Source organism: Mucilaginibacter sp. 3215 (assembly GCF_050433785.1).
Taxonomy (GTDB): domain Bacteria; phylum Bacteroidota; class Bacteroidia; order Sphingobacteriales; family Sphingobacteriaceae; genus Mucilaginibacter.
Genome location: NZ_JBNPWO010000001.1, coordinates 41,049 through 64,267, shown reverse-complemented (window position 1 = coordinate 64,267; position 23,219 = coordinate 41,049). Strand labels below are relative to the sequence as shown.

Here is a 23,219-nt window from a genome sequence, read left to right as displayed (position 1 = left end):
TTTGATTTTATGGTGTCACTATAATTTGAAAGAAGGCAGCAATTGGCACAACCCAACCATTTTCAAACACATAATTGGAAATAAAGCAATTGTGTTGAAACCTTATGATAATTATATAGATCAGATTCAAAGAAAATTCCGAAACCTAATTCCCAATTCCGAAATCAAATAGATACATTTGTATTATGCCGTATAAAGAACGTGAAATAAGCAAGATGTACTACACCATGGGCGAGGTATCGGCCATGTTTGATGTAAATCAATCGCTTATACGTTTTTACGAAAAGGAGTTTGATGTACTGCAGCCCAAGAAAAACAAAAAGGGCAACAGGTATTTCACCCCCGAAGACATCGAAAACTTCAAGATCATCTTTCACCTCATCCGCGATAAAGGTTATACCCTAAACGGAGCTAAGGAACATCTTAAAAGCAACATGGGCGATACCAAGGACAACCAGCGCGTTATCGATTCGCTCGAAAACCTCAAAAAATTCCTGCTTGAGGTACGCGACCAGTTGTAATCTTCCGCATAAAAACTATCTTTATTTTTATAACCCTGTTGCGTTAACCTTAGCATGCTGTCACCTGCAATAACAATCCGTAACTAAAATATGATCGCTAACCACAAGGGCGAGATCCCGGTTGTTATTTTACTGATTCCTTTTTTATTGGGTATAAGCGTTGGGGTCAATTTAAGGTCTGTCGCTTATTTAATGCCCTTGGCTGTTGGGTTTGCCAGTCTGCTGATGTTATTTCTGCTGCTCAATTTTTATTACAGTCGCTTTAAAATTTACAAAAAACGATGGATTGGGGGAATCATCATTCACTTGTTATTATTTCTTGCTGGCTGGATAACTGTCATCAACAATAACGAACTTAATAATCCAGGTCATTTTTCAAAGCTGCCCGCGCAACGGTTGCTTGTACGCATTAATAATGAGCCACAAATAAAAAACGGGCTGATCCGCTTTACAGTCACTGTAATTGCAAACATTAATCAAAAACAGCCAACACCAACAACCGGTACATTGATGATCAGCATCAAAGACAGCGCTGCAACGCGATTGAACTACGGCGATGAACTGCTCATCCCCTGTAAGTATTCGCCTATCGATCCGCCTTTTAACCCTGCCGAGTTTAATTATAAAAAATACCTCGCCCATCAAAACATTTATTACCAGGAGTTTTTATACCCGGGGCAATACGGTTTGGTGCAATCACACGCCGGCAATATGTTCATAGCAAACGCGCTGGCGCTAAGGCGGCAAATGGTTGAAAAGTTAAAAAAACAAATGCATGATCCAAATGCTATAGCCGTAGCCTCCACCTTAATATTAGGCTATAAAGCTGATTTGAGCGAAGATGTATTGCAGGCCTATTCCAAAACAGGCACCATTCATGTGTTATCGGTTTCCGGCGCTCATGTGGCTATCATTTGGGCTTTGCTGACATTTATGCTTGGCTTCCTGAACAGGCTGAAACATGGTCGGTTGATCAAAGCGATTATTATCATTCCCATCATCTGGTATTATGCCATGCTTACCGGATTTTCGCCCGCGGTTTGCCGGGCAGCAGTAATGATCAGCACGGTTATCATTGGTAAAACTTATAGCCGGTATATCAATAATTTAAATATCCTGGCCATATCGGCGTTTATATTGCTGCTATATAATCCTTTGCTGATAACTGATGTAGGCTTTCAGTTGTCATATCTTGCCGTTACCGGACTTGTTGTTTTACAGCCGGTAGTTTATGCCTGGTTTATTTTTAATAACAAATGGATTGACAAACTGTGGGCCTTATGTTCGGTATCCATTGCCGCGCAGGTAATTACCTTCCCGCTGAGTGCTTTTTATTTTCACCAGTTCCCGGTTTATTTTCTGTTTAGCAATTTGTTAATTGTTATTCCAACGGCTGTTATTATGTACAGCGGGATTTTCTATCTCCTGTTGCCGTCAATCCCTTTTATATCAGCCCTTCTTGCATGGATCCTTGAGAAAACCATTATGTTTATGAACCTTGTAATGGCATGGGTTGAACATTTGCCGTTTGCAAGCATCAACAAAATATGGCTCACCACAACCGAATACCTGGTACTTTACGTCATTATTATTTGTGTGTTTTACTTTTTGTACGATAGAAAAACCTGGCTGTTGAAGGCAGGTATCGCGTTGATACTTTTGTTGGCTGTAAGCATCAGCGTAAAAATATACCGATCATACAACACCAATAGCATAGTCTTTTTAAACCTGCGTAAAAACACTGGCATTATATTTAAAAACGGCAATCATGCTATTGTACTAAGCAACCTGGCCGATACCGACAAAAACTATAATTATTCTATCCGGCCATATTTGGATAGTTGTAAAATAAGCGATGTTCGTTTATATCAACCTGACCAGGATATCCGGTTAGGCTTTTTACGAAAACAGGATAATTTTATCCAGTTCCGAAACCAGTCTATAACTATCATAAACAAAGATTATACGGATATCATGTCCCCTGAAAAACGAAAAACTGATTTCCTGTACATTACCGGCAGCCCGAAAATTCTGCTTGCTATTATTAACAAAAACTACGAATATCATACCGTAATTATTGATGCCACAAACACCCCTAAAACCGTGCAGCTTATTGTGGACCAAGCCCACCTGCTACATGCTAATTATGTGGTATTAAAACGTAACAAATCGTTCGTGACAGCATCTAATTGAAAAACATATTAAACTACTTATCTAAAAATTTGTCTTTTAATTATTAAAAATTAATTTGGCATTAAATCAAACTCAAAACATGAACATTAAAATTTTCAATGTTGCCTTAGGCCTTGCCCTTACCGCAACAGCAATCAGCGCAAACGCTCAAAAAGCTTACAAAGAGGGCGTGGTAACTATTTCAACAGCTATGCAGGGGCAACAAGTTGAAGCTAAAAGTTATTTCCGTGCCGATTCTGCAGCTATGCAATTTACTACCGGTCCGGCTACTATTAAAATATTAACCGATGCCGATGGTAAATCGTTAGTTGTAATGGTTGATGTACCTGTTGCATCTATCAAAAAAGCAGCAGTAGCAACTCCTGATGAGGTTGACCAGGCTATGGCTTCATTACCAACTCTTACTTTTGCCCCAGGTAGCGAAACCAAAGTTATTTCGGGTTTTAATTGCAAAAAAGTGGTAGCTACAGATGCAAAAGCCAACAAAACTTATGATATCTGGGTAACTAATGATGTTACTGTACCTGTAACTGCTATTGCTAAATACTACCGATCTGTTGGTGGTTTCCCGGTACAATACACTTCATTTTCACAAGGTCAAAGCACCGAGGTTACTGTTAAAAGCATTACCGAACAAAAAAACCCTGCCGGTACCTTCGGGATCCCTGCTGATTTTGAAAAGATCACCCTGGATGACCTGAAAGCTATGAGCGGCGGCAGGTAATCGAAAATATTTCATTAACAATTCATTAAAGGTTCCTTAACATTGTAGCAAAATATTATTTTTGTTACCCCAATGTTAAGGAACCTTTTTAGCTTTTTCAGATTCTTCATCTTTTGGATCGCCTTTTTCGCAATTACAAGAGCGACATTTGAGATCTATTTTCTGCACAAGCTTGATAATGCCAGCATCAGTGAAATCCTTCAAACGTTTTTCTGGGGCTTAAGGCTTGACATATCGGCAACAGCATATATCTGTATCATTCCCATCCTTGTATTTGCCATCAACTGGTTTATCCCAAAGGTTAGAATAAAACCCATCTGGCTAAAAGTATATGTTTGGTTTTGCTTGTTCTGCATTTCGTTGAATACGGTACTTAACTTTAATATTTTCCGTGAATGGGGCACCAAAGTTAGTTTCAGGGTGTTTACTTCGTTTTATCACGCACCTTCAGAAGCCATTGCCTCAAGCGGTTCTTCGCCGGTTGGTAAATGTATTTTCATTGGCATAGCCTTACTGACAACAGGCATAATGTTATCTCACTTTATAATCAACTACGATTTTAAAAAGCCCGAAGCCCGGCCAAGCCTAAAAGTTTCGCTTACTGCACTACTTTTATTTTTGAACTTTGTGCTGATGCGTGGTGGTTTACAAGCTAAGTCAGTAAGCCAGAATTCCGCCTATTTCTCCGAAAAGCAGATCCTCAACCAGAGTGCGCTCAACACCGAGTGGAACCTTTTTAACAATGTATTTGAAAACCTGCGCGCACCTTATAACCCTTATCTCTACAACCATCCAAATAATGCTGCTAAAATTGTTAATGAGCTGTACGATGTTAAAAACGATTCTACCGAACAAATCCTTACCACCAGCAGGCCCAATGTGGTAATTATCCAGTTGGAAAGTTATACAGCCGATGTGATTGAATCACTGGGCGGCGATAAAGGCGTAGCGCCAAACTTTGAAAAGTTCATTAAAAACGGACTGTTCTTTAACAACATTTATGCCTCAGGCGATCGTACCGACAAGGGTATTGTAGCTCTCCTGAGTGGCTTCCCGTCACAGGCAATCCGTACCATAATCAGCGATACGCTTAAACATAAAAAACTTCCGGCTTTATCTGCATCGTTTAAAGATGCAGGCTATGAAACAGCTTATTTTTATGGTGGCAAAAGTAATTATATGAATTTTGATAAGTTCATGACTTCACATAATATCGATCATATTATCGACGAGGCCAGCTTTGATAACAGCCATATAAAAACACAATGGGGTGTTTATGACGATGACTTGCTTACCCGAAACCTGCAATATTTGGCCCGTCAAAAACAGCCGTTCTTTAACTATGTACAAACATCATCCAATCATGAGCCTTTTGTACTACCTGTTAAGCACCATTTTAATGATGACGCTGATGTAAGTAATAAATTCAGAAGCACAGCCTATTTTACCGATTCATGCCTGAACGCTTATTTTGATCAGGCCAGAAAACAGCCCTGGTATAAAAACACACTGTTTATCCTTGTGGCCGATCACGGTCACCGCCTGCCGCGTAATACAGCCGAGGCTTACGACCCGGCTAAATACCATATACCTCTTTTGTTTTTCGGCGATGTGATCAAGCCCGAATATCGTGGTAAAAAGAACAGTAAACTGGGCGGACAAACAGACCTCGCAGCTACCCTGCTGGCTCAGTTAGGTATGCCACATAATCAGTTTAAGTGGTCGAAAGATCTCTTGAATCCCAATAGTAAAGAGTTTGCCTTTTTTGATTGGGATAACGGGTTCGGTTTTATGCACCCGGGGCAGGCGGTATCCTATGATAACGCCGGCCGCACCACGATCTATAACAGCAAACCAAATGCTGATAAAAAGGCTACCGAAACAGCACTTGCTTACGGTAAAGCTTATCTGCAACAGGTGTTTACGGAGTATATGGCGTATTGACTACCAATGCTAATTCTCAAAAACGTCATTATAAGGTACGAAGCAATCCCCGATTAGCAGAGTCTCTCCGTATAGTTCGCGATTGCTTCGTACCTCGCAATGACGGGAGTTTATAAAGCTATTTCCTTCCCCAACTGCTCAACCCACTGATTAAACAATTTGGTTTCAAATTCAACCGCTTTTTGAGCATGTAATTCCCATTGAGGAGAAAAATGCTGTAGTTGGTTGATCATCTCTTCCAAATGACCTTCCTCTTCTAAAATGATTGATTTTACGTTCACTTTGCTGCCTGCTTCGTCAAGGGCATCCTGGTAAATTGGATAAAGTTCATCGGCACGTACCTCAATAGCGTAGGTAACCAACAGGTAAGCTGCAAAACGGAGGTCGGCACCTTTCAGGTTAAGCTCGCTTTTTAAATAACGGCAAACATCAACATCCAACTGGTTCAAATAGTACTTACTTGAGCCCGGAGCCAGCAGGTATTCGGCCGCGTACGTAGGCAGTGTTACAGCCGTTTTTTCCAGTTGTTTTTTTAGGTAGAAAGCATGACGGTGCTCTTCGGCAGCGTGCTTTAATATGATGTAAGTCACAGTAAGTGGATCTTCACTGGCCGAAATCTTGCGTGCGCCGGTATTTTCCATTAAGGATAAAGTATTTAACCAGCGTGAATGCAGTTCGTTATCGGCAATTATGGTAGGTAGTATTTTGTTCAGCATAATTTATAGTTCTTCAAGAGCCTGCTCAATTTTGCTGTAAACATAGTTGAGTTGCTCATTAGTAATGCAATATGGCGGTAAAATATAAATAACGTTCCCCAGGGGACGCAATATGATCCCCGCGGATAAAAAATAATGGTACAGCTTATCCCTAAGCGAACTGAAGTATGAGGTATTATCGCCGGTTTCCCACTCCATGGCCAGTATAGTGCCTGTTTGCCTCGCGGTTTTTATTTTAGGGTGATTGCGGATCTTATCTGCAAAGGCGGTATGAGCGGCTTTGATCCTGGCAATGTTCTCTGCCGTTTCGGGTTGTTGAAACAGATCAAGACTTGCCAATGCCGAAGCGCATGCTATCGGGTTGGCCGTAAACGAATGCCCGTGAAAAAGGGTTTTCAACTTATCATCCGATAAAAAAGCATCATAAATTTGCTGCGTACAGGTAGTTAAGCCCAGGGCCATGGTACCGCCTGTAAGCCCCTTTGAGAAACACATGATATCCGGTTCAACATCCACATGATTTGTGGCGAAGGGTTTACCCGTACGACCAAAACCTGTAAACACCTCATCGGCAATCAGCATCACTTCCTCCTCACGGCAGTGGGCCATCAATTCATTCAAATACTCAGCCTCATACATGATCATCCCTGCCGAGCCCTGCACCAATGGTTCAAAAATAAAGCAGGCTGTTTCGTTCTTTAGATTTGAGATCTGAGATTTGAGATTTGAGATGTTTTCTTTTGTAGGGATGTCGATGAATTCTACTTCAAACAACAGGCTATCAAACGCTTTGGTAAATGCACTGCGGCCGCTTACGGCCATAGCCCCGAAGGTATCGCCGTGGTAAGCATTATTAAAAGCTATGATTTTGGTGCGCTGATCACCTTTATTAAGCCAGTATTGCAGGCACATTTTTATGGCCACCTCAACAGCGGTTGAACCGTTATCTGAATAGAATGCCTTTTTTTGGTTGCCCGGCAAAATTGCTAACAGCCGTTCCGCCAATTCAACGGCGCCTTCATGGGTAAAGCCTGCAAAGATCACATGTTCCAGTTTGTGAAGCTGCTCTGATACCTTTTGGGCAATATAAGGATGAGCATGCCCGTGAATGTTTACCCACCATGACGATACTGCATCAATGTACTGTTTTCCTTCTTCGTCAAATAACAGTGCCCCTTCGCCGCGTACAATGCCTACAGGCGGCTGCGCGGTTTTCATTTGGGTATAGGGGTGCCATATTACTTTTAAATCCCTTTCGGTAAGGTTCATAGTTCGTTCTGCAAAAGTTCAACCACACGTTTATCTGTCGGAAATTCAAAATCGGCTACGCTCAGCGCGGTAAGCGGCACCCATCTAAAAGCCTGCAACACCTCTCCTTCCCCGTCAAAATCAAATGCAACAGCCTTTATATTCAAATTAACCGGGGTGATGCTTCGCACCAAATAATATACACTGATCACCTGGGAGTTGTTAAATGCCGATTTTACGGCAAAATCAGTGGTGTAAAAATGGCCTACAACTTCAATCTCAATATTACACTCTTCCATAAACTCACGTTTAAGCCCGTCAATCAGGCCCTCACCAAGTTCCAGGCCTCCGCCCGGGAACTTTGAAAAACGCATGCCATATTCCTGTTCATCGCTTATGAGCAATTCATCATCATCGTTCAGAAGCAGACCATAAACCCTTACATTAAAGTATTCCATTATTCAAAGTGTTTTTTATTACGTACAACCTTTTCCATTGTCCAGGCTATTGTTTCGGTTTTTGCTTCCGACCGGATAGGGCAATTGGGCATACTGCAGTAGTGACAGCAATTGGGCACACAAGGGTCAGCATGAATAAAAAGCTCCGTTTTGATGCCCATATCTTTATTAATCATCTTATCAACCAATGATATTTCGGTATGTACTGTGTTCAGATCAAAATAGTTTGGCAGCGTCATGTGACAGTCGATATGCAGCTCATGTCCATATTTCTGCGCGCGCAAATTGTGTACATCTATCCAGGCCTCACGGCGTTTTTCACTTAAAACGTTCACGATCCCGGTCACTACCTGAAAATCTGCCTCATCCATTAATCCCCCTACCGATTTACGCACCAATTTGTAACTACTGTACACTATATATAAGCCAACCAATATAGATAATGCACTATCGAGCCATAAAATCCTGGTAAATTCAATTAACAATAAACCTACCACCAGGCCTACGCTGGTAACGGTATCGGCCAGCAAATGACGACCGTCGGCATCAAGGGTGATGGAACGAAGCTCTTTGCCCTTACGGATCATATAATAACCCAGCACGCCATTAATGGCTCCAGTAGCCGCTATAATAATGGCACCGGTAAACAGGTCATGGATAATGTTGGGAAAGAAAAAGCTGTAAACCGATTTTACAATGATTATGCACCCGGCAATGCCGATAAGTGATCCTTCTATAAAAACAGAAAAAAACTCCACCTTGCCGTGGCCGTAAGGGTGGTTTTCATCTCGTGGCAGGGCGGAAAGATAGATACTGTAAAAGGCAAATGAGCTTGCTATTACATTTACAATACTTTCGGCGGCATCGGTAAGTACAAAATTGGAGGCTGTTAAAAAGTAGGCGCCAAATTTCGCCAGCATCAGCACAATCCCCGTTATCAGCGAAATTAAAATGATCCTTTTTTGTTGATTCAAAGCAAGGGTGGTATTAGGCCGCAAATTTAAAAAATAACAAGCGTAAGTAGCAGTAAAGTTATTTTCTATATTTGCCGCGATAACATAATTTATATGAGCGCATTAAGTACCCGGATACAAAACCTGTCCGAATCTGCAACAATTAAAATGGCCAAACTGGGCCGTGAACTTGCCGCTAAAGGTGTCGACGTGATCAGCCTTAGCTTTGGTGAACCTGATTTTCATACCCCTGAACACATCAAGGAAGCCGCCAAGCAGGCCATGGACAAGAACTTCACCTACTACACACCAGTAGCAGGCTACCCTGACCTTCGTAAAGCCGTAGTTACAAAGCTAAAAAACGAGAACAATCTTGATTATGATGCTGCCGACATAGTTGTTTCAACAGGTGCCAAGCAGGCTATCGCTAACGCGGTATTGTGTTTGGTTAACCCCGGCGAAGAAGTAATTATCCCTACTCCTTACTGGGTTTCATACAGTGAAGTAGTTAAATTGGCCGAAGGTAAAAGCGTTTTCATTAACACTACCGTTGATACTAACTTCAAAATTAGCCCTGAGCAGTTAGAGGCTGCTATTACGCCTAAAACCAAACTGTTCATGTTTTCATCACCTTGCAACCCTACAGGAAGCGTTTACAGCAAAGATGAACTTGAAGGTTTAGCTAAGGTATTTGAAAAATATCCACAAGTTTATATCCTGAGCGATGAGATCTACGAACACATCAACTTTGTTGACAAACACGAGTCTATCGCGCAGTTTGACTATATCAAAGATCGTGTGGTTATCATCAACGGCTGGTCGAAAGCTTTTGCCATGACCGGCTGGCGTATTGGTTACACAGCCAGCACTAAAGAACTTGCTGCTGCTTTTGATAAAATGCAGGGCCAGGTAACTTCCGGTACCTGTTCAATCACTCAGCGTGCCGGCATAGCCGCTTACGAAGGTGGTTTGGAAAGCGTGCTTGAAATGCGCGCCGCATTCAAAAAACGCCGTGATATTGTTTATAAATTGCTGAGCGAAATAGAAGGCATTAAAGTAAACCTGCCAGATGGAGCGTTCTACTTTTTCCCTAACGTTACTTCGTTCTTTGGTAAAAGCTACAATGGCCGCGTGATCAATGACTCTGACGACTTGAGCCTTTACCTTCTTGAAGAAGGCCACGTAGCCACCGTGGGCGGCGATTCTTTCGGTGATCCGTCGTCTATCCGTTTATCATACGCTGCTGCTGAAGATAAACTGATTGAGGCTATGAGAAGGTTAAAAGAAGCATTAGGTAAATTGGCATAATAAACTGAACCTGGATTTTTAGGATTTGAGGATTATCAGGATATTAATTGTCTGCACGGCGAAATCAATCCTTTAAATCCGGTAAATCCCCGCAAATCCCGGTTCAGAAATAAAAAATCCGCTTGCTGTTGGCAAGCGTTTTTTTTAACTATATCAGGAATTACAATCCAAATCCGTATGCTAACCGCAAGCCAATCAAACCATAATTGTTACCCTGTCCAAAAAAACCTTCGTAACGTAGACCTAAATCAATTACGTTAGTAGCAAAACCAATGGTTGGCGAAAGGATTAGTTTGGTATCCTTGCTGCCATCGGGATAAAGAGAAGTCGCTTCAAAACCGGCACCCGCTTCGGCTCCGAAATATAACTTATTGGCAAGAAAAGATTTTATACCAAGCTTTACAGGTATAATGCCCAAGTCTTTAGATTTTACCTCTACACCTGTTCCTCCCGCAGTTGCATCAAGAACCGTGATGGATTTACCGAACATATTATAGTAGCCTGACGTAAGCGTTAAGGCAGTACTATTACTTAAGCCGTATTGTAAACGTGCTGTACCGCCTAATTCAAAATTTGATATATCATGAGCGTTTCCCGTTGGCCTTCCTATTTCGAGTCCTATTCCCAAACGCCATTTATTGGCCGGGGTGGTTTGAGCATCAACGTCTTTAACAGTAAACAAAGCCATGGCAACTGATATGCCGGTAATAACTTTTGAAATCGTATTTTTCATGTAGCTGTAATTTAAGTCCCTGTTAACTCTTTGTTACAAGGTGGCAAATGTATAAAAAATAAAAGCCCCCTATCATGTGTAATAAGGAGCTTTTAAAGCTTTCTTTGTTATTAGCTTATAACCCAAAACCATAGGCTACACGCAGGCCAACCAAGCCATAGTTATTACTCTGTCCTGAAAAATTTTCGTAACGAACGCCAACGTCCCATGTTTTGTTTGCCCAGCCAATTGCAGGCGACAAAATCAGCTTAGTTTGTTTCTCAGCTCCGGGAAATCGCTCTTTAGTTTCGAAACCGGCACCAACTTCAGCTCCAAAATAAACATTTTCTGCAAAAAAAGCTTTAATACCGGCCTTTAATGGAACAAGCCCTAAGTCTCTCGCCGAATGGGTCAGACCATCTATCGTATAATCCTTGCCAAAGAAATTATAATAACCCGACGTAAGCGTTAAAGCGAGATTGTTTGAAACACCATACTGCAAACGCGCTGTACCACCAAGTTCAAAGTTGGAGAAATCACTAATATTGTTACCAACCGGTATACCGGTTTCCAAACCTATCCCAAAGCGTAACGCATTTGCTGGTGTGGTTTGAGCTTTAACATTTGTTCCGATAAAGATAGCCACCGCAGTAAACGCCGAAGCTATCATTTTAGTCATTGTTTTCATAGTTGTGTTTTTTTAGTCAAATTCTACAATGTTCATTTTTTAATTTTCCATTGCATTAACTCCTCCTTAACAAATACTTTGCCATTATTGGCATCATTTACCATCGAAAATATTATTTGAACTATTAATACAACCGCGTTTAATCCAATCACACCCGGCTTAATAATTGAAAATCAACATTATTTAAAGTGACAAGGTCAATACAAAATAATTAACGTTAATATAATTTATGATGAATAGTTTTATTAAAAACTGCCCTGCATAAGCATCAAAAGTGTCTACTAACGCCAAATTTCGAGGCCATAAATGGTTAAATAGCCAGGTATAGCAGCATACCAATCCTGCCGGAAAATAAAAAAGAGAGACTTGCGCCTCTCTTTTTACAAAACTTTAACAATTATTACGCGTCCGGTCCGTGCTTTTTAGGATCATAGTTTTTTTCAAGCTCGGCAAGTTTTTCTTTACCATAAGCCATTTTGGTGATCAGGTAAAATAAAACGGGCACTATGAAGATAGCTAAGGAAGTGGCAGTAAGCATTCCTCCAAACACTGTCCAACCTATGGTTTTGCGAGCTTCGGCACCGGCACCTGATGAGAGCATCAACGGCACCACACCTAATATAAAGGCCATGGATGTCATGATAATAGGTCTTAAACGAAGGCGTACCGCTTCAAGCGTCGCTTTCTCTAACTCCATACCAGAGTCTACACGTTCTTTGGCAAACTCCACAATCAGGATGGCGTTTTTGGCCGCCAGGCCTATCAGCGTTATCAAACCAATTTGTGCATATACGTTATTGGTCAGATCGGGCCAGAAAGTAAGAAAAAGGATAGCCCCAAATGCACCCAACGGTACTGATAATAATACGGAGAACGGCACCGACCAACTCTCATACAATGCCGCCAGGAACAGGAACACGAACCCGATTGACAGTGCAAAGATGTAAACCGTTTTAGAGCCCGACAATAATTCCTCACGGCTCAGGCCCGAAAACTCATAGCCATAACCTTGCGGCAACACCTGCGCGGCTGTTTCCCGCAGGGCGGTATTAGCGTCACCACTGCTGTAGCCGGGTTTAGTACTACCATTGATCTCGGCCGAACGGAACAGGTTATAGTGCGATATCAGTGGCGAGTTTTCTATTACTTTGTATGATGTTAATGTACTCAGCGGCACCATGGCACCGGCAGAGTTACGAACAAAATACTGTCCTATGTTTTGCACATTGGTACGGTAGCTGGTATCAGCCTGGGCCACCACCCTGAAATTACGCCCATAAATGGTAAAATCGTTGATATAGGTACTACCTAAATACGTTTGCAGCGCGTTGTTGATATCAGATATAGCTACACCCAGCTTTTTGGCTTTCTCCCGGTCGACAGTTAACTGGTAAGCTGGCGTACTTGCCGTGAAGAAAGAGAACGCCCTTGCAATTTCTTTACGCTGATTAATGGCCCCCAAAAACGAACGAAGTGTTTTTTCAAATACCTTGATATCCCCGCCGGCCTGTTTCTCCTCTAATATAAATGAAAAACCACCTGTACTACCCAAACCCGGAATTGCCGGCGGTTGGATCACTACCACGTTAGCCTCCTTATACTTACCAAGTTTTTGATTCAGCCTTGCAACAAGCGCAGTTATCTGCTGCGATTTTTGTTTACGCTCATCCCAGGGCTTAAGTTGCACAAATATGGTTGCACTATTTGATTTACTTGCAAAGCTGATGGCATTCAACCCTCCCAAAGCTGCATAGTGGGCTATTTCGGGTACGCTATCAAGCGTTTTCATCATATTATGTAACACATCAACAGTACGGCCGGTTGATGAGGCTTCGGGCAAATCAAAGGTGATATAAACACGGCCATCGTCTTCCAGCGGAATAAACCCTGATGGTTTGCTTCTGAACAACAATATGGCGCCAATAATAATACACACCAGTACAATGATTACGTATCTTGAATTCTTAATGCTCTTATCAACTGTATTACGATACTTGCCGGTTACCCGGGTAAACCATGTATTAAACTTAAAGAAGAACCTATCCAATCCGCCCGATTTCTCGTCGATCTTGTGTGGTTTTAATAATAAGGTGCACAATGCCGGAGTTAATGACAGCGCCACAAAAGCCGAGATCAATACCGATATAGCAATGGTGATAGCAAACTGTTGATACAACCGCCCTACTATACCCGGTACAAAGCCTACCGGCACAAATACTGCCGCAAGGATCAGGGCAATGGCAATTACCGGCGCCGAAATATCAGCCATAGCATGCTTGGTAGCTTCTTTAGGTGTCATGCCCTCTTCGTCCATATAATGCTGAACTGCTTCCACCACTACAATGGCATCATCCACCACAATACCAATAGCCAGTACAAAACCAAACAGTGTTAATGTATTGATCGTAAAATTAAGAGGAATAAAAAAGATAAACGTACCGATAATAGACACTGGGATGGCTAATACAGGGATGAGCGTGGTACGCCAGCTTTGTAAAAACAGGAATACCACTATAATTACCAGTGCAAGTGCTATCAAAAGCGTTTCGACCACTTCGCTTACCGACACTTTTACAACGGTTACAGCTTCAAAAGGCACCACGTAGTCAATATCCTTGGGAAAGCTCTTTTTTAGCTCTTCCATGGTAGCATACACATTGTCGGCTGTTTGGAGCGAGTTACTGTTCGGGGCCTGATAAACCAGCAGGTAAGATGCCCTCTTGCCATCAACAAACGAGTTACCTGAATAGTTGAATTTACCGAGTTCAATCCTGGCAACATCTTTAAGGTGTACTACTCCGCCATTGTTAGGCTGGGTTTTAACAACAACATTTCCAAACTCTTCGGGTTTACTTAAACGACCTTTTACAATTACCGAATACTCAAAAGTTTGTCCTTTTAATTGCGGTGTTGCACCTACCGTACCGGCAGCTACCTGCGCGTTTTGTTCCTGCAGAGCCGTAGTTACATCGGCAGCGCTCATACCTAAGGCGGCAAGCTTGTCGGGATTAAGCCAGAGGCGCATACTAAAATCGTCGGCACGGGTAACAACGTCGCCCACACCTTTGGTGCGTAAAATAGCGTCTTTTATAAATACGTTGGTATAGTTATCGGTGAAAGTGACATCGTGGCTGCCATTAGGGCTGTACATAGCCACAAGCATTAATATACTCGGGTTACGTTTACGCACTACCATACCCAAACGCTGTACCTCCTGCGGTAAGGTTGGAAGGGCGATGCCCACACGGTTTTGCACGTCGAGGGCAGCGATGTTGATATCAGTACCTACGTCAAAGTTAACAGTCATGCTCATTTGCCCGTTGCTGCTGCTGTTACTTTGCAGGTAAGTCATGCCCGGTACACCGTTCACCTGTACCTCAACCGGCGTAGCTACTGTTTGTTCAACCGTTAACGCGTCGGCGCCGGTATAAGTACCGCTTACAGATACGGTAGGCGGTGTAATATCGGGGTACTGGCCTATTGGCAGGCTGGTTATTGACAGGATACCCACTATTAATATCACCAGGGATATTACAATGGCGGTAACCGGTCGTTTTATAAAAGTATCTGCGATCATTCTTTCTCTATATTAAGTTTTCCAGGGTAGATGCACCCCTTCTTCGGCTTAAAATTTTTCCTGTTGATATAAATTTATTTTTTGGGTGCTGCTCCTGCCGGCGCGGCTGTTCCGGTAGTGACCCTACCACCATCGCGCAAACGCTGAAAACCATCGGTAATTACTTTATCGCCTTGTTTTATGCCATCCATTATCACTACATCGCTGTTAATACGCGGCCCTAATTTCACCTTCACCTGTTTTGCAATTGTATCACGCCTGTCCTTAACCGTTTTATCGGCAGCTGTGTCTTTAACAACGGTATCTCTTGTTGCGAAAACAAAAAACTCGCCCATTTGCTCGGTCACCGCTTTAAACGGAATCTGCACCCGCTCGCCCGATTGGCTGTTCAGCACCTGCAAAACGCAGCTCATGCCATCCTTCAGCACGTCATCCTCGTTCGGAAACTGGATCCTCACCCTAATGCTGCCGGTTTGATTGCTCACGCCCCTGTCAATCGCCAGTACTTTGCCTGTCTTGTTGTATTTACTTCCATCGGGCAGCACGAGTTTAAAGGTACTGTCGGTGCTTGACTTTTGAAGGCCATAAAAGCGGTTGATGTCCTGCTCGTTGACCACCACATCAACACCTATTGGGTGCTCGGCGGATATGGTGTTCATCAATGTGGTGCCTGCTGCTACCTGTGTTCCAAGCCTCACCTGCGAGATCCCTATTCGCCCCGTGAAAGGCGCGGTAATGGTGGCATATGACAAATCAGTACGGGCCGACTCAAGCGCGGCTTTGGCTACAGCAACCTGGCTTTTATTGGTCTCGTAGGCAGCCTGCGCCTGATCCACTGTCTGACGGGCAATCGCATCGCTCTTAAGCAGCATGTTATACCTGTCAATGTCTTTTTGCGCTTTAACCAAATTGGCTTCGGCGCTTAGCACATTAGCTTTGGCCTGGTCAAAAGCAGCCTGGTATTTGCGTTTATCTATTTCATACAATACTTTGCCCTTCTGCACAACATCTCCCTCTTTAAAAAATATACCGGTTACAAAACCCGGTACCTGGCTGCGCAGTTCGACAGTGTTCACCGAAACCACAATACCCTGGTATTTATCATAATATACTGCTTCGGCTGTTTTAGCGTCGGCAAGGTATACTGGGGTTGGGGGCATGGCCGCCGGCCCGCCCTTTTGAGGTTTACCGCATGATGCCCAAGTTAAAAGTGCTGCAGGGGCTAACCAATATATATATGTATGTTTCATGTAGAATAGGTTGTTCGTGTGTTGCTGTAGTTTTTATTTTTTATAACAATATCTTATGGTTGCTGAACAGGCAGGATTCCAAGGGCCCTCTGCAGGTCAATTTTACTGCTGAGCAAATTGAACAGGGCATTATAATAGCTCAGTTCGGCAGTACGAAGATCGGCCTGCGATACAATTACGTCGAGGTAGGTTTTTACCCCCTCGCGGTATTGCAGGCTTACCACCTTATATACATCTTTTGCCAGTGTTACATTTTCGCGAATGAGCTGATAGCTGGTATAATTGCTTTTATATGCCGCCAATGCCTGGGTGTACTCCGTATAAATACTATTTTTTGTGTTTATCAGGTCAAGGTCAGTACGTTCAACCTGCAGCCTGGCTTTAGCAAGGTTTTGCAGGCGCTTCGTCCCCTGGAAAATAGGTACAGCCAGCGTTAAGCCAACATAACCTGTAGGGAAAGATTTATTATACAAATCACCAAAATCATGACTGAAGTATGCATGCTGGTAACTCCCTACCGCCGATAATGAAGGCAAAAACCCAAAGCGGTAGTAATTTACGTTGAGATTATTGAGTGCCTTTGTTGTTTCGAGCAAACGGTATTCGATCCGGTTATTTACATTGAGCGATTGTAAAGTATCAATACTGGCCTCCTGCTCATACCGGCTCGAATCATAGGAAAGGCTTAACGGTGTAGCCGCCCCTACGCCCATGATCTGTTTTAATAAAGCCGTTTTACTTTTGATGGCTTCTTCAGTTTGTTTACGGGTAGCCAATGAATTATTTAAAGCGATGGTTGCCTGCTTATAATCCGTAGGATCGGATATACCGGCGGTATACCTGCTTTTCGCATCCTTCAGGCTTCTTTGCAACCTGATGATGTCCTCATTAGTGATGTCAAGTTGTTTGCCGGATAGTAAAACATCAAAGAAAGCTTTGCTTACATCACTTACTACATCAATCTGGCTGCTCAAGGTGTTCTGCTTATAGTACTCGCGCGAATATCTTTTCGCCCTTGAAGCAAGAAATACATCGTTGTTATATAATACCTGTGAGGCCGTAACGCCCAAGGTTGAAAGGTTACGGATACTGCCCGCGTTGCTGGGGATGTTAGCACCGGAGGCACCAGCCTGCGGGCTGCCCTTATAGTAATAATTATAAAGGCCCGAGCCGTTCACCTGCGGCAGCCAGGCCGACAGGCCAATTCTAATATCACGCTCATTGATCTGTTCATCAATGGAAGCCTGCCTTACTGTTGGTTGGTTACGCAAGGCAAAGTCAATAGCCTGTTTTAGGGAAACCGGTCCGCTTATACTATCAACGGCAGTTTGGGCATAACTATTGCTATGTAAATTCAATGTTAAATTAAGTACAAGAAGCGCCAAAAAGTACTTGTGTTTTTTCATAGGGTAGCTATAAATAACAATGTATATCAGGCAAAAATTATAAGAAAAATTTTATAATTAGTGCAAGATTGTTACGGGGAATGCGAATATGTAATTAATATTACTAATTTAAAATCACGAACAAGAATTTTACGTAAAAAATTACAAAAACACGGGATAGTATCAGCTTTTTGGGCTTTTGACAAAAAAATGAAAATAATAGGCTCGATATAAACAAAAAAATTAATTAATTTGCCGTGTAAGAATTTGTGTGCTTCTTAAGTAGTATTGATACGTTAATAGGCATTATTTTAAAAAAATTTACACACACCGTATAAGTTATATGCTTATTCATGGTATTTTTACACAAAATTTAAGCAGAGTTAATATACATGGTTAAAAAACTACATGGGAAAATCGCTCAGTTTCAAGTAGCAAATATGCTGCGTGAACGGGGGTTATATCCTTATTTCAGGCCTATTGAGTCTGCACAAGACACTGAGGTAATTATTGACAACAAGCGGGTATTAATGTTTGGTTCTAACTCATACTTAGGCCTTACCAATCATCCAAAAATCAAAGAAGCTTCAAAAAAAGCAATTGACAAATATGGCACAGGCTGTGCCGGTTCACGTTTTTTGAACGGCACACTTGATATCCACATTGAGCTTGAAAACAGGCTTGCTAACTATGTAGGCAAAGAAGCTACTGTTTTATTCAGCACAGGTTACCAGGTTAACCTTGGTGTACTTTCGTGCGTTACCGGCCGGAATGACTATATCATACTTGATGAGTATGACCATGCCTGTATCATTGACGGCAGCCGCCTGTCGTTTTCAAAAGTGATCAAGTACGCTCATAACGATATGGCCGATTTGGAACGCAAATTAAGCATACTTCCTGAAGATGCCGTGAAGATTATCGCTGTTGACGGTATTTTCAGCATGGAAGGTGACATTGTTAAATTGCCTAAAATCGTTGAGCTTGCCGATACTTATGGTGCCAATATCATGGTTGATGATGCCCACAGCCTTGGTGTAATTGGTGATAAAGGTGCAGGTACCGCCTCACACTTTAACCTTACCAATGAAGTTGACCTGATCATGGGTACTTTCAGTAAATCATTAGCATCATTAGGTGGTTTTATTGCCAGCGACCAGGATACTATTGATTATATCAAACATCGTGCACGTTCATTGATGTTTAGCGCGAGTATGCCTCCGGGCTCTGTAGCCAGCGTGATTGCGGCATTAGATATTATTGAGTCGGAACCGGAGCGTATCGAAAAATTATGGGATAACACCAATTATGCCATGAAACTTTTGCTGGAAGAAGGTTTTGACCTTGGCCCTACCGAAAGCCCTATTTTGCCGATCTACGTTCGTGATAACGAAAAAACTTTCGCTGTTACCAAACACCTGCAAGCTTCTGGTGTATTTGTCAACCCGGTTGTATCCCCTGCCGTTCCTTCCGATTCGTCACTGCTTCGTTTCTCATTGATGGCTACCCATACCTTTGAGCAAATTGACGAAGCCGTTGAAAAACTGTCAAAAGCCTTTAAAGAAGTTGGTGTAACCGCTTCTGTTAAAGAAAAAATATAATGAAAAAAACCTTGGTGCATTTAGCTGCTTTTTTATTAAGGTAAGCTAAATGCACTTTTTATTTTAAAGCATACCAATTTGCTTTATTCAATCATTTACCACACATGATTACAATAGTAACGGTTAAGTCAAAAAAAGAACTGGCTTCGTTTATTGATTTCCCTCATGACCTTTACAAGGACGATCCTTACTATGTTCCTGAGTTGTTTATTGCCCAAAGGGACCTCTTAACCAAACACCCCTTCCACAAACACAATACCGTACAACCCTTTTTAGCTTATGATGGCGATAAAATTGTTGGCCGGATAGCCGCGATCCTTAATAACGGCCATAACGAATACAGCCATGTTAACGATGGCTTTTTTGGCTTTTTTGATTGTATTAACAACACAGCGGTATCTAACCTGCTTTTTGAAACCGTTACCAAATGGCTTAAAGAAAAAGGCGTTACCGGTAAATTATTAGGCCCTACCAACTTTTCAACCAATGAGCCTTGCGGCCTGCTGGTAGAAGGTTTTGACAGTTCGCCATTCCTGATGAACACCTATAACTTTGCTTATTACGCTAACCTGGTCGAAAATTTTGGTTTTGCTAAAGATGTCGATCTGATTGCCTGGCACTGGGACGGCCAAGCTTATGATGATAAATCAGTACGTTTATTAAACGCGCTTGAAGAGCGGTTAAAGCGAAATGATATCATTATCCGTAAGATCAACCTTAAAAATTTCAAGGAGGAAGCCGCCAAACTGCGCGAAGTGTATAACTCAGCCTGGGACAAAAACACTGGTTTTGTGCCCCTGACCAATGAAGAGTACGATTACCTGGCCAAAGATCTTAAACTGATCCTCGATCCTGATTTTGCCATCGTGGCCGAGCAGCGCGGTAAGATAGTTGCCTTTGGCCTGGCCCTGCCCGACTATAATGACATTTTCAAAAAAATAAAACGCGGCCGCTTGTTGCCAACCGGTATTTTCAAATTACTGTTCAGCAAAAAAAGCATTACCGGCATCCGTATTTATGCCCTCGGTGTTATTGAAGATTACCGCAAAATGGGTATCGAGGCCTGTTTATATGGCACCATCATAAAGGAATATAAGGCCAAGGGTTATAAACATGCCGAAGCCGGCTGGACACTGGAGAACAACGATATGATGAACCGTGCCATTGAAGCTATAAAGGGCGATCCTTATAAAAAATACAGGTTATATCAAAAAGCGATATGAGGGAGCGGGTTTTAATAACCGGTGGAAGCGGATTTGTTGGATATCATTTGATTGAAGAGGCCTTACAAAACAATCTGGAGGTTTTTATAGCCATCAGAAAAAGCAGTGTAATAAGTCACTTAAACGATTTAGATATCCAATATATCTATCCCGAATTTAACAATAAGGAAACATTAAAGAAGCAACTGGCCGAGATAAAGCCCGATTATATCATCCACGCGGCAGGTGTAACCAGTGCCCGCTCCGAAGCCGAATATAACCGGATCAATGCTACATATACCCATAACCTTGCTTCGGCGGCTTATGAAGCTTGCCCCGATTTAAAAAAGTTTGTACTTATTGGCAGCCTGGCTTCGGTTGGGCCGCTTAATACGCTAACCGGCACCATAACCGAAGCAACCCCTCCGCACCCTGTTACAGCATATGGCAGGAGCAAATTGCTTGCCGAACAGAAATTAAAAACGGTGAGCGGCCTGAATTATACCATACTAAGACCTACCGCGGTTTACGGACCGAGGGACACCGGCATATTTATATTTTTTAAACAGATAGTGAAGGGTATTGAGCCCTATATAGGCAAGGCGCAGCAAAAACTCAGCTTTATATATGTTAAAGACCTGGCCAAAGCAAGTATCAAGGCTTTATACGGTGGCAATAACAAGACATATAACCTGAGCGATGGTAACTTTTATAACCGTTATGAGTTAGGCACCATCACCAAAGAGGTATTAATGCTAAAAACGCTAAAGTTTCATCTGCCTGTAAATTTTGTTAAAATGATTGCAGCAGTATCTGAAAAAATAAGTTCTTTGAGCAACAAAGCTGCAGTGCTGAATATCGAAAAGCTTAATGAACTGACCGCCATTAACTGGAATTGCGATATTGAAGCAGCTAAATCCGACCTGGGTTTTTATCCTTTATACAATCTGCAAAGCGGCATGGCCGAAACGCTAAAATGGTATAAAGCCAACAAATGGCTTTAGCCGATTAATTTGAAATAAATAATAGTAACATAAATGAAAATCAACATTACACCTGCTAAAGGTAAGCTTGGCATCCTGATCCCCGGGTTAGGCGCTGTAGCAACTACCTTAATTGCCGGCGTAGAGGCCGTTAAAAAAGGCATCTCGCAGCCAATTGGCTCCCTTACTCAAATGGGCCACATACGTTTAGGAAAAAGAACCGAAAACCGTAACCCGAAAATTAAAGAATTTGTTCCTTTAGCCGATTTAAACGACATCGTATTTGGCGGTTGGGATGTTTATGAAGATAACGTATTTGAAGCTGCCTCAAACGCACAGGTACTGGAAGCAGGACTTTTACATTCGGTTAAAGCCGAATTGGAAGCTATAAAGCCAATGAAAGCCGCGTTTGATAAAAACTACGCTAAAAACCTTGATGGCACCCACGTTAAAACCGGAACCAGGCTTGAACTTGCCGAGCAGGTAATGGAAGATATCAAAAACTTTAAAGAGGCTAATGGTCTTGACAGGGTTGTGTTGGTATGGTGTGGTTCAACCGAGATCTATTATGAAGCATCTGCTGTACATCAGTCATTAGCCGCTTTTGAAGAAGGATTGAAAAATGACGACAAGCTGATCGCTCCAAGCATGATTTATGCTTACGCAGCTTTAAAATTAGGCGTTCCTTTTGCTAATGGTGCCCCTAACTTAACAGTTGATATCCCTGCATTGATCGAACTGGCTAAATTAACCAAAACCCCGATTGCTGGTAAAGATTTCAAAACAGGTCAAACTTTAATGAAAACAGTATTGGCCCCAGGTTTGGCAGCACGTTCATTAGGTGTACATGGTTGGTTCTCGACCAACATTTTGGGTAATCGCGATGGCTGGGTTCTTGACGATCCGGATAACTTCAAAACTAAAGAAGTATCAAAACTGGGTGTATTGGAAGATATCTTCAAACCGGAAGATAACCAGGAACTTTATGGTAACATCTACCACAAGATCCGTATCAACTACTACCCTCCGCATGGTGATAACAAAGAGAGCTGGGATAACATCGATATTTTTGGCTGGTTAGGCTACAAAATGCAGATCAAGATCAACTTCCTTTGCCGCGACTCAATCCTTGCTGCCCCTATCGCGCTTGATTTGGCTATCTTCTGCGATCTGGCTAAACGTGCCGGCATGAGCGGTATCCAGGAATGGCTGTCATTCTACCTGAAATCGCCTCAAACTGCCCCGGGTTTACATGCAGAAAATGACATCTTTAAACAACTGATCAAATTGGAGAATACCCTTCGTTACCTGATGGGCGAAGACCTGATCACCCACCTTGGTTTGGATTATTATGACGATATGTTCGCGACCGAATAATCGTTAAATTACCAAATACCGTCAAAACAGCCGTAAGCAACTAAACCCTGCATTACGGCTGTTTTGTTTTTATCAGGTAAAAATGATCATACGCAAGTAACATTATTTTAAAGCAATAGTCTTATTGGCGCTAATGTTAATTTGTTAAATAATGTTATTTATTGACCTAAAGGCTTCTTCCAAACAATCAAAAAATGGCAAATAACATCTAATTATCAGATCGTTACGCAATTGATTATATAACTAACAGCAAACAATAGGAATACTAACTAACCGGCCAAGCCGTTGTTTGAGTTTAGTTATAATTACAGTAATATGATAGCGTAAATAGCTGTAAACAATATTTGACTTTTTGACCACATTAGTCTGTAGTGATTTT

General features: G+C 42.2%; 18 protein-coding genes. 9 read left to right on the top strand and 9 right to left on the bottom strand.

Annotated features, from left to right (window positions below):
- Positions 1-185 precede the first annotated feature (185 nt).
- From ABIC84_RS00250 to ABIC84_RS00235, 4 genes are all read left to right on the top strand, one after another.
- Positions 186-521, top strand: a complete 336-nt coding sequence (locus tag ABIC84_RS00250) for a MerR family transcriptional regulator (protein WP_426586292.1) — start codon at positions 186-188, stop codon at positions 519-521.
- A 90-nt stretch (positions 522-611) separates the two neighbouring features.
- Positions 612-2,714 (top strand): ComEC/Rec2 family competence protein, encoded by a 2,103-nt coding sequence (locus ABIC84_RS00245; protein WP_429262308.1) that lies wholly within the window; start codon positions 612-614, stop codon positions 2,712-2,714.
- A 79-nt stretch (positions 2,715-2,793) separates the two neighbouring features.
- The gene (locus ABIC84_RS00240) at positions 2,794-3,438 is read left to right on the top strand and encodes a hypothetical protein (RefSeq protein ID WP_426586288.1); all 645 of its coding nucleotides are present in this window, start codon (positions 2,794-2,796) and stop codon (positions 3,436-3,438) included.
- A gap of 72 nt (positions 3,439-3,510) precedes the next feature.
- On the top strand, positions 3,511-5,382 hold the full coding sequence (locus tag ABIC84_RS00235) for an LTA synthase family protein (protein WP_429262307.1): 1,872 nt from the start codon (positions 3,511-3,513) through the stop codon (positions 5,380-5,382).
- 110 nt (positions 5,383-5,492) lie between these two features.
- Here ABIC84_RS00235 and ABIC84_RS00230 read toward each other — a convergent pair whose 3' ends face one another.
- Genes ABIC84_RS00230 through ABIC84_RS00215 form a run of 4 tightly spaced genes read right to left on the bottom strand, consistent with a single transcriptional unit; the run spans position 5,493 to position 8,778 of the window.
- Positions 5,493-6,098, bottom strand: a complete 606-nt coding sequence (locus tag ABIC84_RS00230) for a hypothetical protein (RefSeq protein WP_217633140.1) — start codon at positions 6,096-6,098, stop codon at positions 5,493-5,495.
- 3 nt (positions 6,099-6,101) lie between these two features.
- Positions 6,102-7,367 carry an adenosylmethionine--8-amino-7-oxononanoate transaminase gene (gene bioA / locus ABIC84_RS00225; protein WP_188832760.1) on the bottom strand — a complete coding sequence of 422 codons (1,266 nt, stop codon included), beginning with the start codon at positions 7,365-7,367 and terminating at the stop codon, positions 6,102-6,104.
- Positions 7,364-7,804 (bottom strand): NUDIX domain-containing protein, encoded by a 441-nt coding sequence (locus tag ABIC84_RS00220; protein ID WP_090526365.1) that lies wholly within the window; start codon positions 7,802-7,804, stop codon positions 7,364-7,366. Before ABIC84_RS00220 ends, bioA begins: the two co-directional genes overlap by 4 nt.
- Positions 7,804-8,778, bottom strand: a complete 975-nt coding sequence (locus tag ABIC84_RS00215) for a cation diffusion facilitator family transporter (RefSeq protein WP_112655876.1) — start codon at positions 8,776-8,778, stop codon at positions 7,804-7,806. The genes ABIC84_RS00220 and ABIC84_RS00215 overlap by 1 nt, the downstream gene beginning before the upstream one ends.
- A gap of 93 nt (positions 8,779-8,871) precedes the next feature.
- Between ABIC84_RS00215 and ABIC84_RS00210 the strand changes: the two genes are divergently transcribed.
- On the top strand, positions 8,872-10,065 hold the full coding sequence (locus ABIC84_RS00210; RefSeq protein ID WP_175489972.1) for a pyridoxal phosphate-dependent aminotransferase: 1,194 nt from the start codon (positions 8,872-8,874) through the stop codon (positions 10,063-10,065).
- A 160-nt stretch (positions 10,066-10,225) separates the two neighbouring features.
- Here the strand turns inward: ABIC84_RS00210 and ABIC84_RS00205 are convergent, their stop codons facing one another.
- From ABIC84_RS00205 to ABIC84_RS00185, 5 genes are all read right to left on the bottom strand, one after another.
- A complete protein-coding gene (locus ABIC84_RS00205) occupies positions 10,226-10,798 on the bottom strand; it encodes a hypothetical protein (protein ID WP_426586279.1) in 573 nt (190 codons plus the stop codon).
- A 115-nt stretch (positions 10,799-10,913) separates the two neighbouring features.
- Positions 10,914-11,465 carry a hypothetical protein gene (locus ABIC84_RS00200; RefSeq protein ID WP_426586277.1) on the bottom strand — a complete coding sequence of 184 codons (552 nt, stop codon included), beginning with the start codon at positions 11,463-11,465 and terminating at the stop codon, positions 10,914-10,916.
- A gap of 400 nt (positions 11,466-11,865) precedes the next feature.
- Positions 11,866-15,042, bottom strand: coding sequence for an efflux RND transporter permease subunit (locus tag ABIC84_RS00195; RefSeq protein WP_429262306.1), 3,177 nt, complete (start codon positions 15,040-15,042; stop codon positions 11,866-11,868).
- 74 nt (positions 15,043-15,116) lie between these two features.
- Entirely contained in the window at positions 15,117-16,292 is a 1,176-nt protein-coding gene (locus tag ABIC84_RS00190) for an efflux RND transporter periplasmic adaptor subunit (protein WP_429262305.1), read from the bottom strand.
- A 53-nt stretch (positions 16,293-16,345) separates the two neighbouring features.
- Positions 16,346-17,698, bottom strand: coding sequence for a TolC family protein (locus ABIC84_RS00185; RefSeq protein WP_429262304.1), 1,353 nt, complete (start codon positions 17,696-17,698; stop codon positions 16,346-16,348).
- 371 nt (positions 17,699-18,069) lie between these two features.
- On the opposite strand from ABIC84_RS00185, the gene spt reads away from it, so the two are divergent.
- The 4 genes from spt (at position 18,070) to ABIC84_RS00165 (ending at position 22,840) form a co-directional block, all read left to right on the top strand.
- On the top strand, positions 18,070-19,278 hold the full coding sequence (gene spt / locus ABIC84_RS00180; protein WP_090526354.1) for a serine palmitoyltransferase: 1,209 nt from the start codon (positions 18,070-18,072) through the stop codon (positions 19,276-19,278).
- Positions 19,279-19,382: 104 nt separating this feature from the next.
- Entirely contained in the window at positions 19,383-20,501 is a 1,119-nt protein-coding gene (locus tag ABIC84_RS00175; protein WP_429262303.1) for a GNAT family N-acetyltransferase, read from the top strand.
- Positions 20,498-21,484: an NAD-dependent epimerase/dehydratase family protein gene (locus ABIC84_RS00170; protein ID WP_429262302.1), complete on the top strand. Its 987-nt coding sequence runs from the start codon at positions 20,498-20,500 to the stop codon at positions 21,482-21,484. Before ABIC84_RS00175 ends, ABIC84_RS00170 begins: the two co-directional genes overlap by 4 nt.
- A 33-nt stretch (positions 21,485-21,517) precedes the next feature.
- The gene (locus ABIC84_RS00165; protein WP_090526349.1) at positions 21,518-22,840 is read left to right on the top strand and encodes an inositol-3-phosphate synthase; all 1,323 of its coding nucleotides are present in this window, start codon (positions 21,518-21,520) and stop codon (positions 22,838-22,840) included.
- The last annotated feature ends 379 nt before the right edge of the window (positions 22,841-23,219 follow it).

Excerpts from the sequence above, each read along its gene's own strand:
- ABIC84_RS00250 (WP_426586292.1), top strand. The coding sequence starts at position 186 with ATGCCGTATAAAGAACGTGAAATAAGCAAGATGTACTACACCATGGGC.
- ABIC84_RS00245 (WP_429262308.1), top strand. The coding sequence starts at position 612 with ATGATCGCTAACCACAAGGGCGAGATCCCGGTTGTTATTTTACTGATT.
- ABIC84_RS00240 (WP_426586288.1), top strand. The coding sequence starts at position 2,794 with ATGAACATTAAAATTTTCAATGTTGCCTTAGGCCTTGCCCTTACCGCA.
- ABIC84_RS00235 (WP_429262307.1), top strand. The coding sequence starts at position 3,511 with ATGTTAAGGAACCTTTTTAGCTTTTTCAGATTCTTCATCTTTTGGATC.
- ABIC84_RS00230 (WP_217633140.1), bottom strand. The coding sequence starts at position 6,098 with ATGCTGAACAAAATACTACCTACCATAATTGCCGATAACGAACTGCAT.
- bioA (WP_188832760.1), bottom strand. The coding sequence starts at position 7,367 with ATGAACCTTACCGAAAGGGATTTAAAAGTAATATGGCACCCCTATACC.
- ABIC84_RS00220 (WP_090526365.1), bottom strand. The coding sequence starts at position 7,804 with ATGGAATACTTTAATGTAAGGGTTTATGGTCTGCTTCTGAACGATGAT.
- ABIC84_RS00210 (WP_175489972.1), top strand. The coding sequence starts at position 8,872 with ATGAGCGCATTAAGTACCCGGATACAAAACCTGTCCGAATCTGCAACA.
- ABIC84_RS00205 (WP_426586279.1), bottom strand. The coding sequence starts at position 10,798 with ATGAAAAATACGATTTCAAAAGTTATTACCGGCATATCAGTTGCCATG.
- ABIC84_RS00200 (WP_426586277.1), bottom strand. The coding sequence starts at position 11,465 with ATGAAAACAATGACTAAAATGATAGCTTCGGCGTTTACTGCGGTGGCT.
- ABIC84_RS00195 (WP_429262306.1), bottom strand. The coding sequence starts at position 15,042 with ATGATCGCAGATACTTTTATAAAACGACCGGTTACCGCCATTGTAATA.
- ABIC84_RS00190 (WP_429262305.1), bottom strand. The coding sequence starts at position 16,292 with ATGAAACATACATATATATATTGGTTAGCCCCTGCAGCACTTTTAACT.
- ABIC84_RS00185 (WP_429262304.1), bottom strand. The coding sequence starts at position 17,698 with ATGAAAAAACACAAGTACTTTTTGGCGCTTCTTGTACTTAATTTAACA.
- spt (WP_090526354.1), top strand. The coding sequence starts at position 18,070 with ATGGTTAAAAAACTACATGGGAAAATCGCTCAGTTTCAAGTAGCAAAT.
- ABIC84_RS00175 (WP_429262303.1), top strand. The coding sequence starts at position 19,383 with ATGATTACAATAGTAACGGTTAAGTCAAAAAAAGAACTGGCTTCGTTT.
- ABIC84_RS00170 (WP_429262302.1), top strand. The coding sequence starts at position 20,498 with ATGAGGGAGCGGGTTTTAATAACCGGTGGAAGCGGATTTGTTGGATAT.
- ABIC84_RS00165 (WP_090526349.1), top strand. The coding sequence starts at position 21,518 with ATGAAAATCAACATTACACCTGCTAAAGGTAAGCTTGGCATCCTGATC.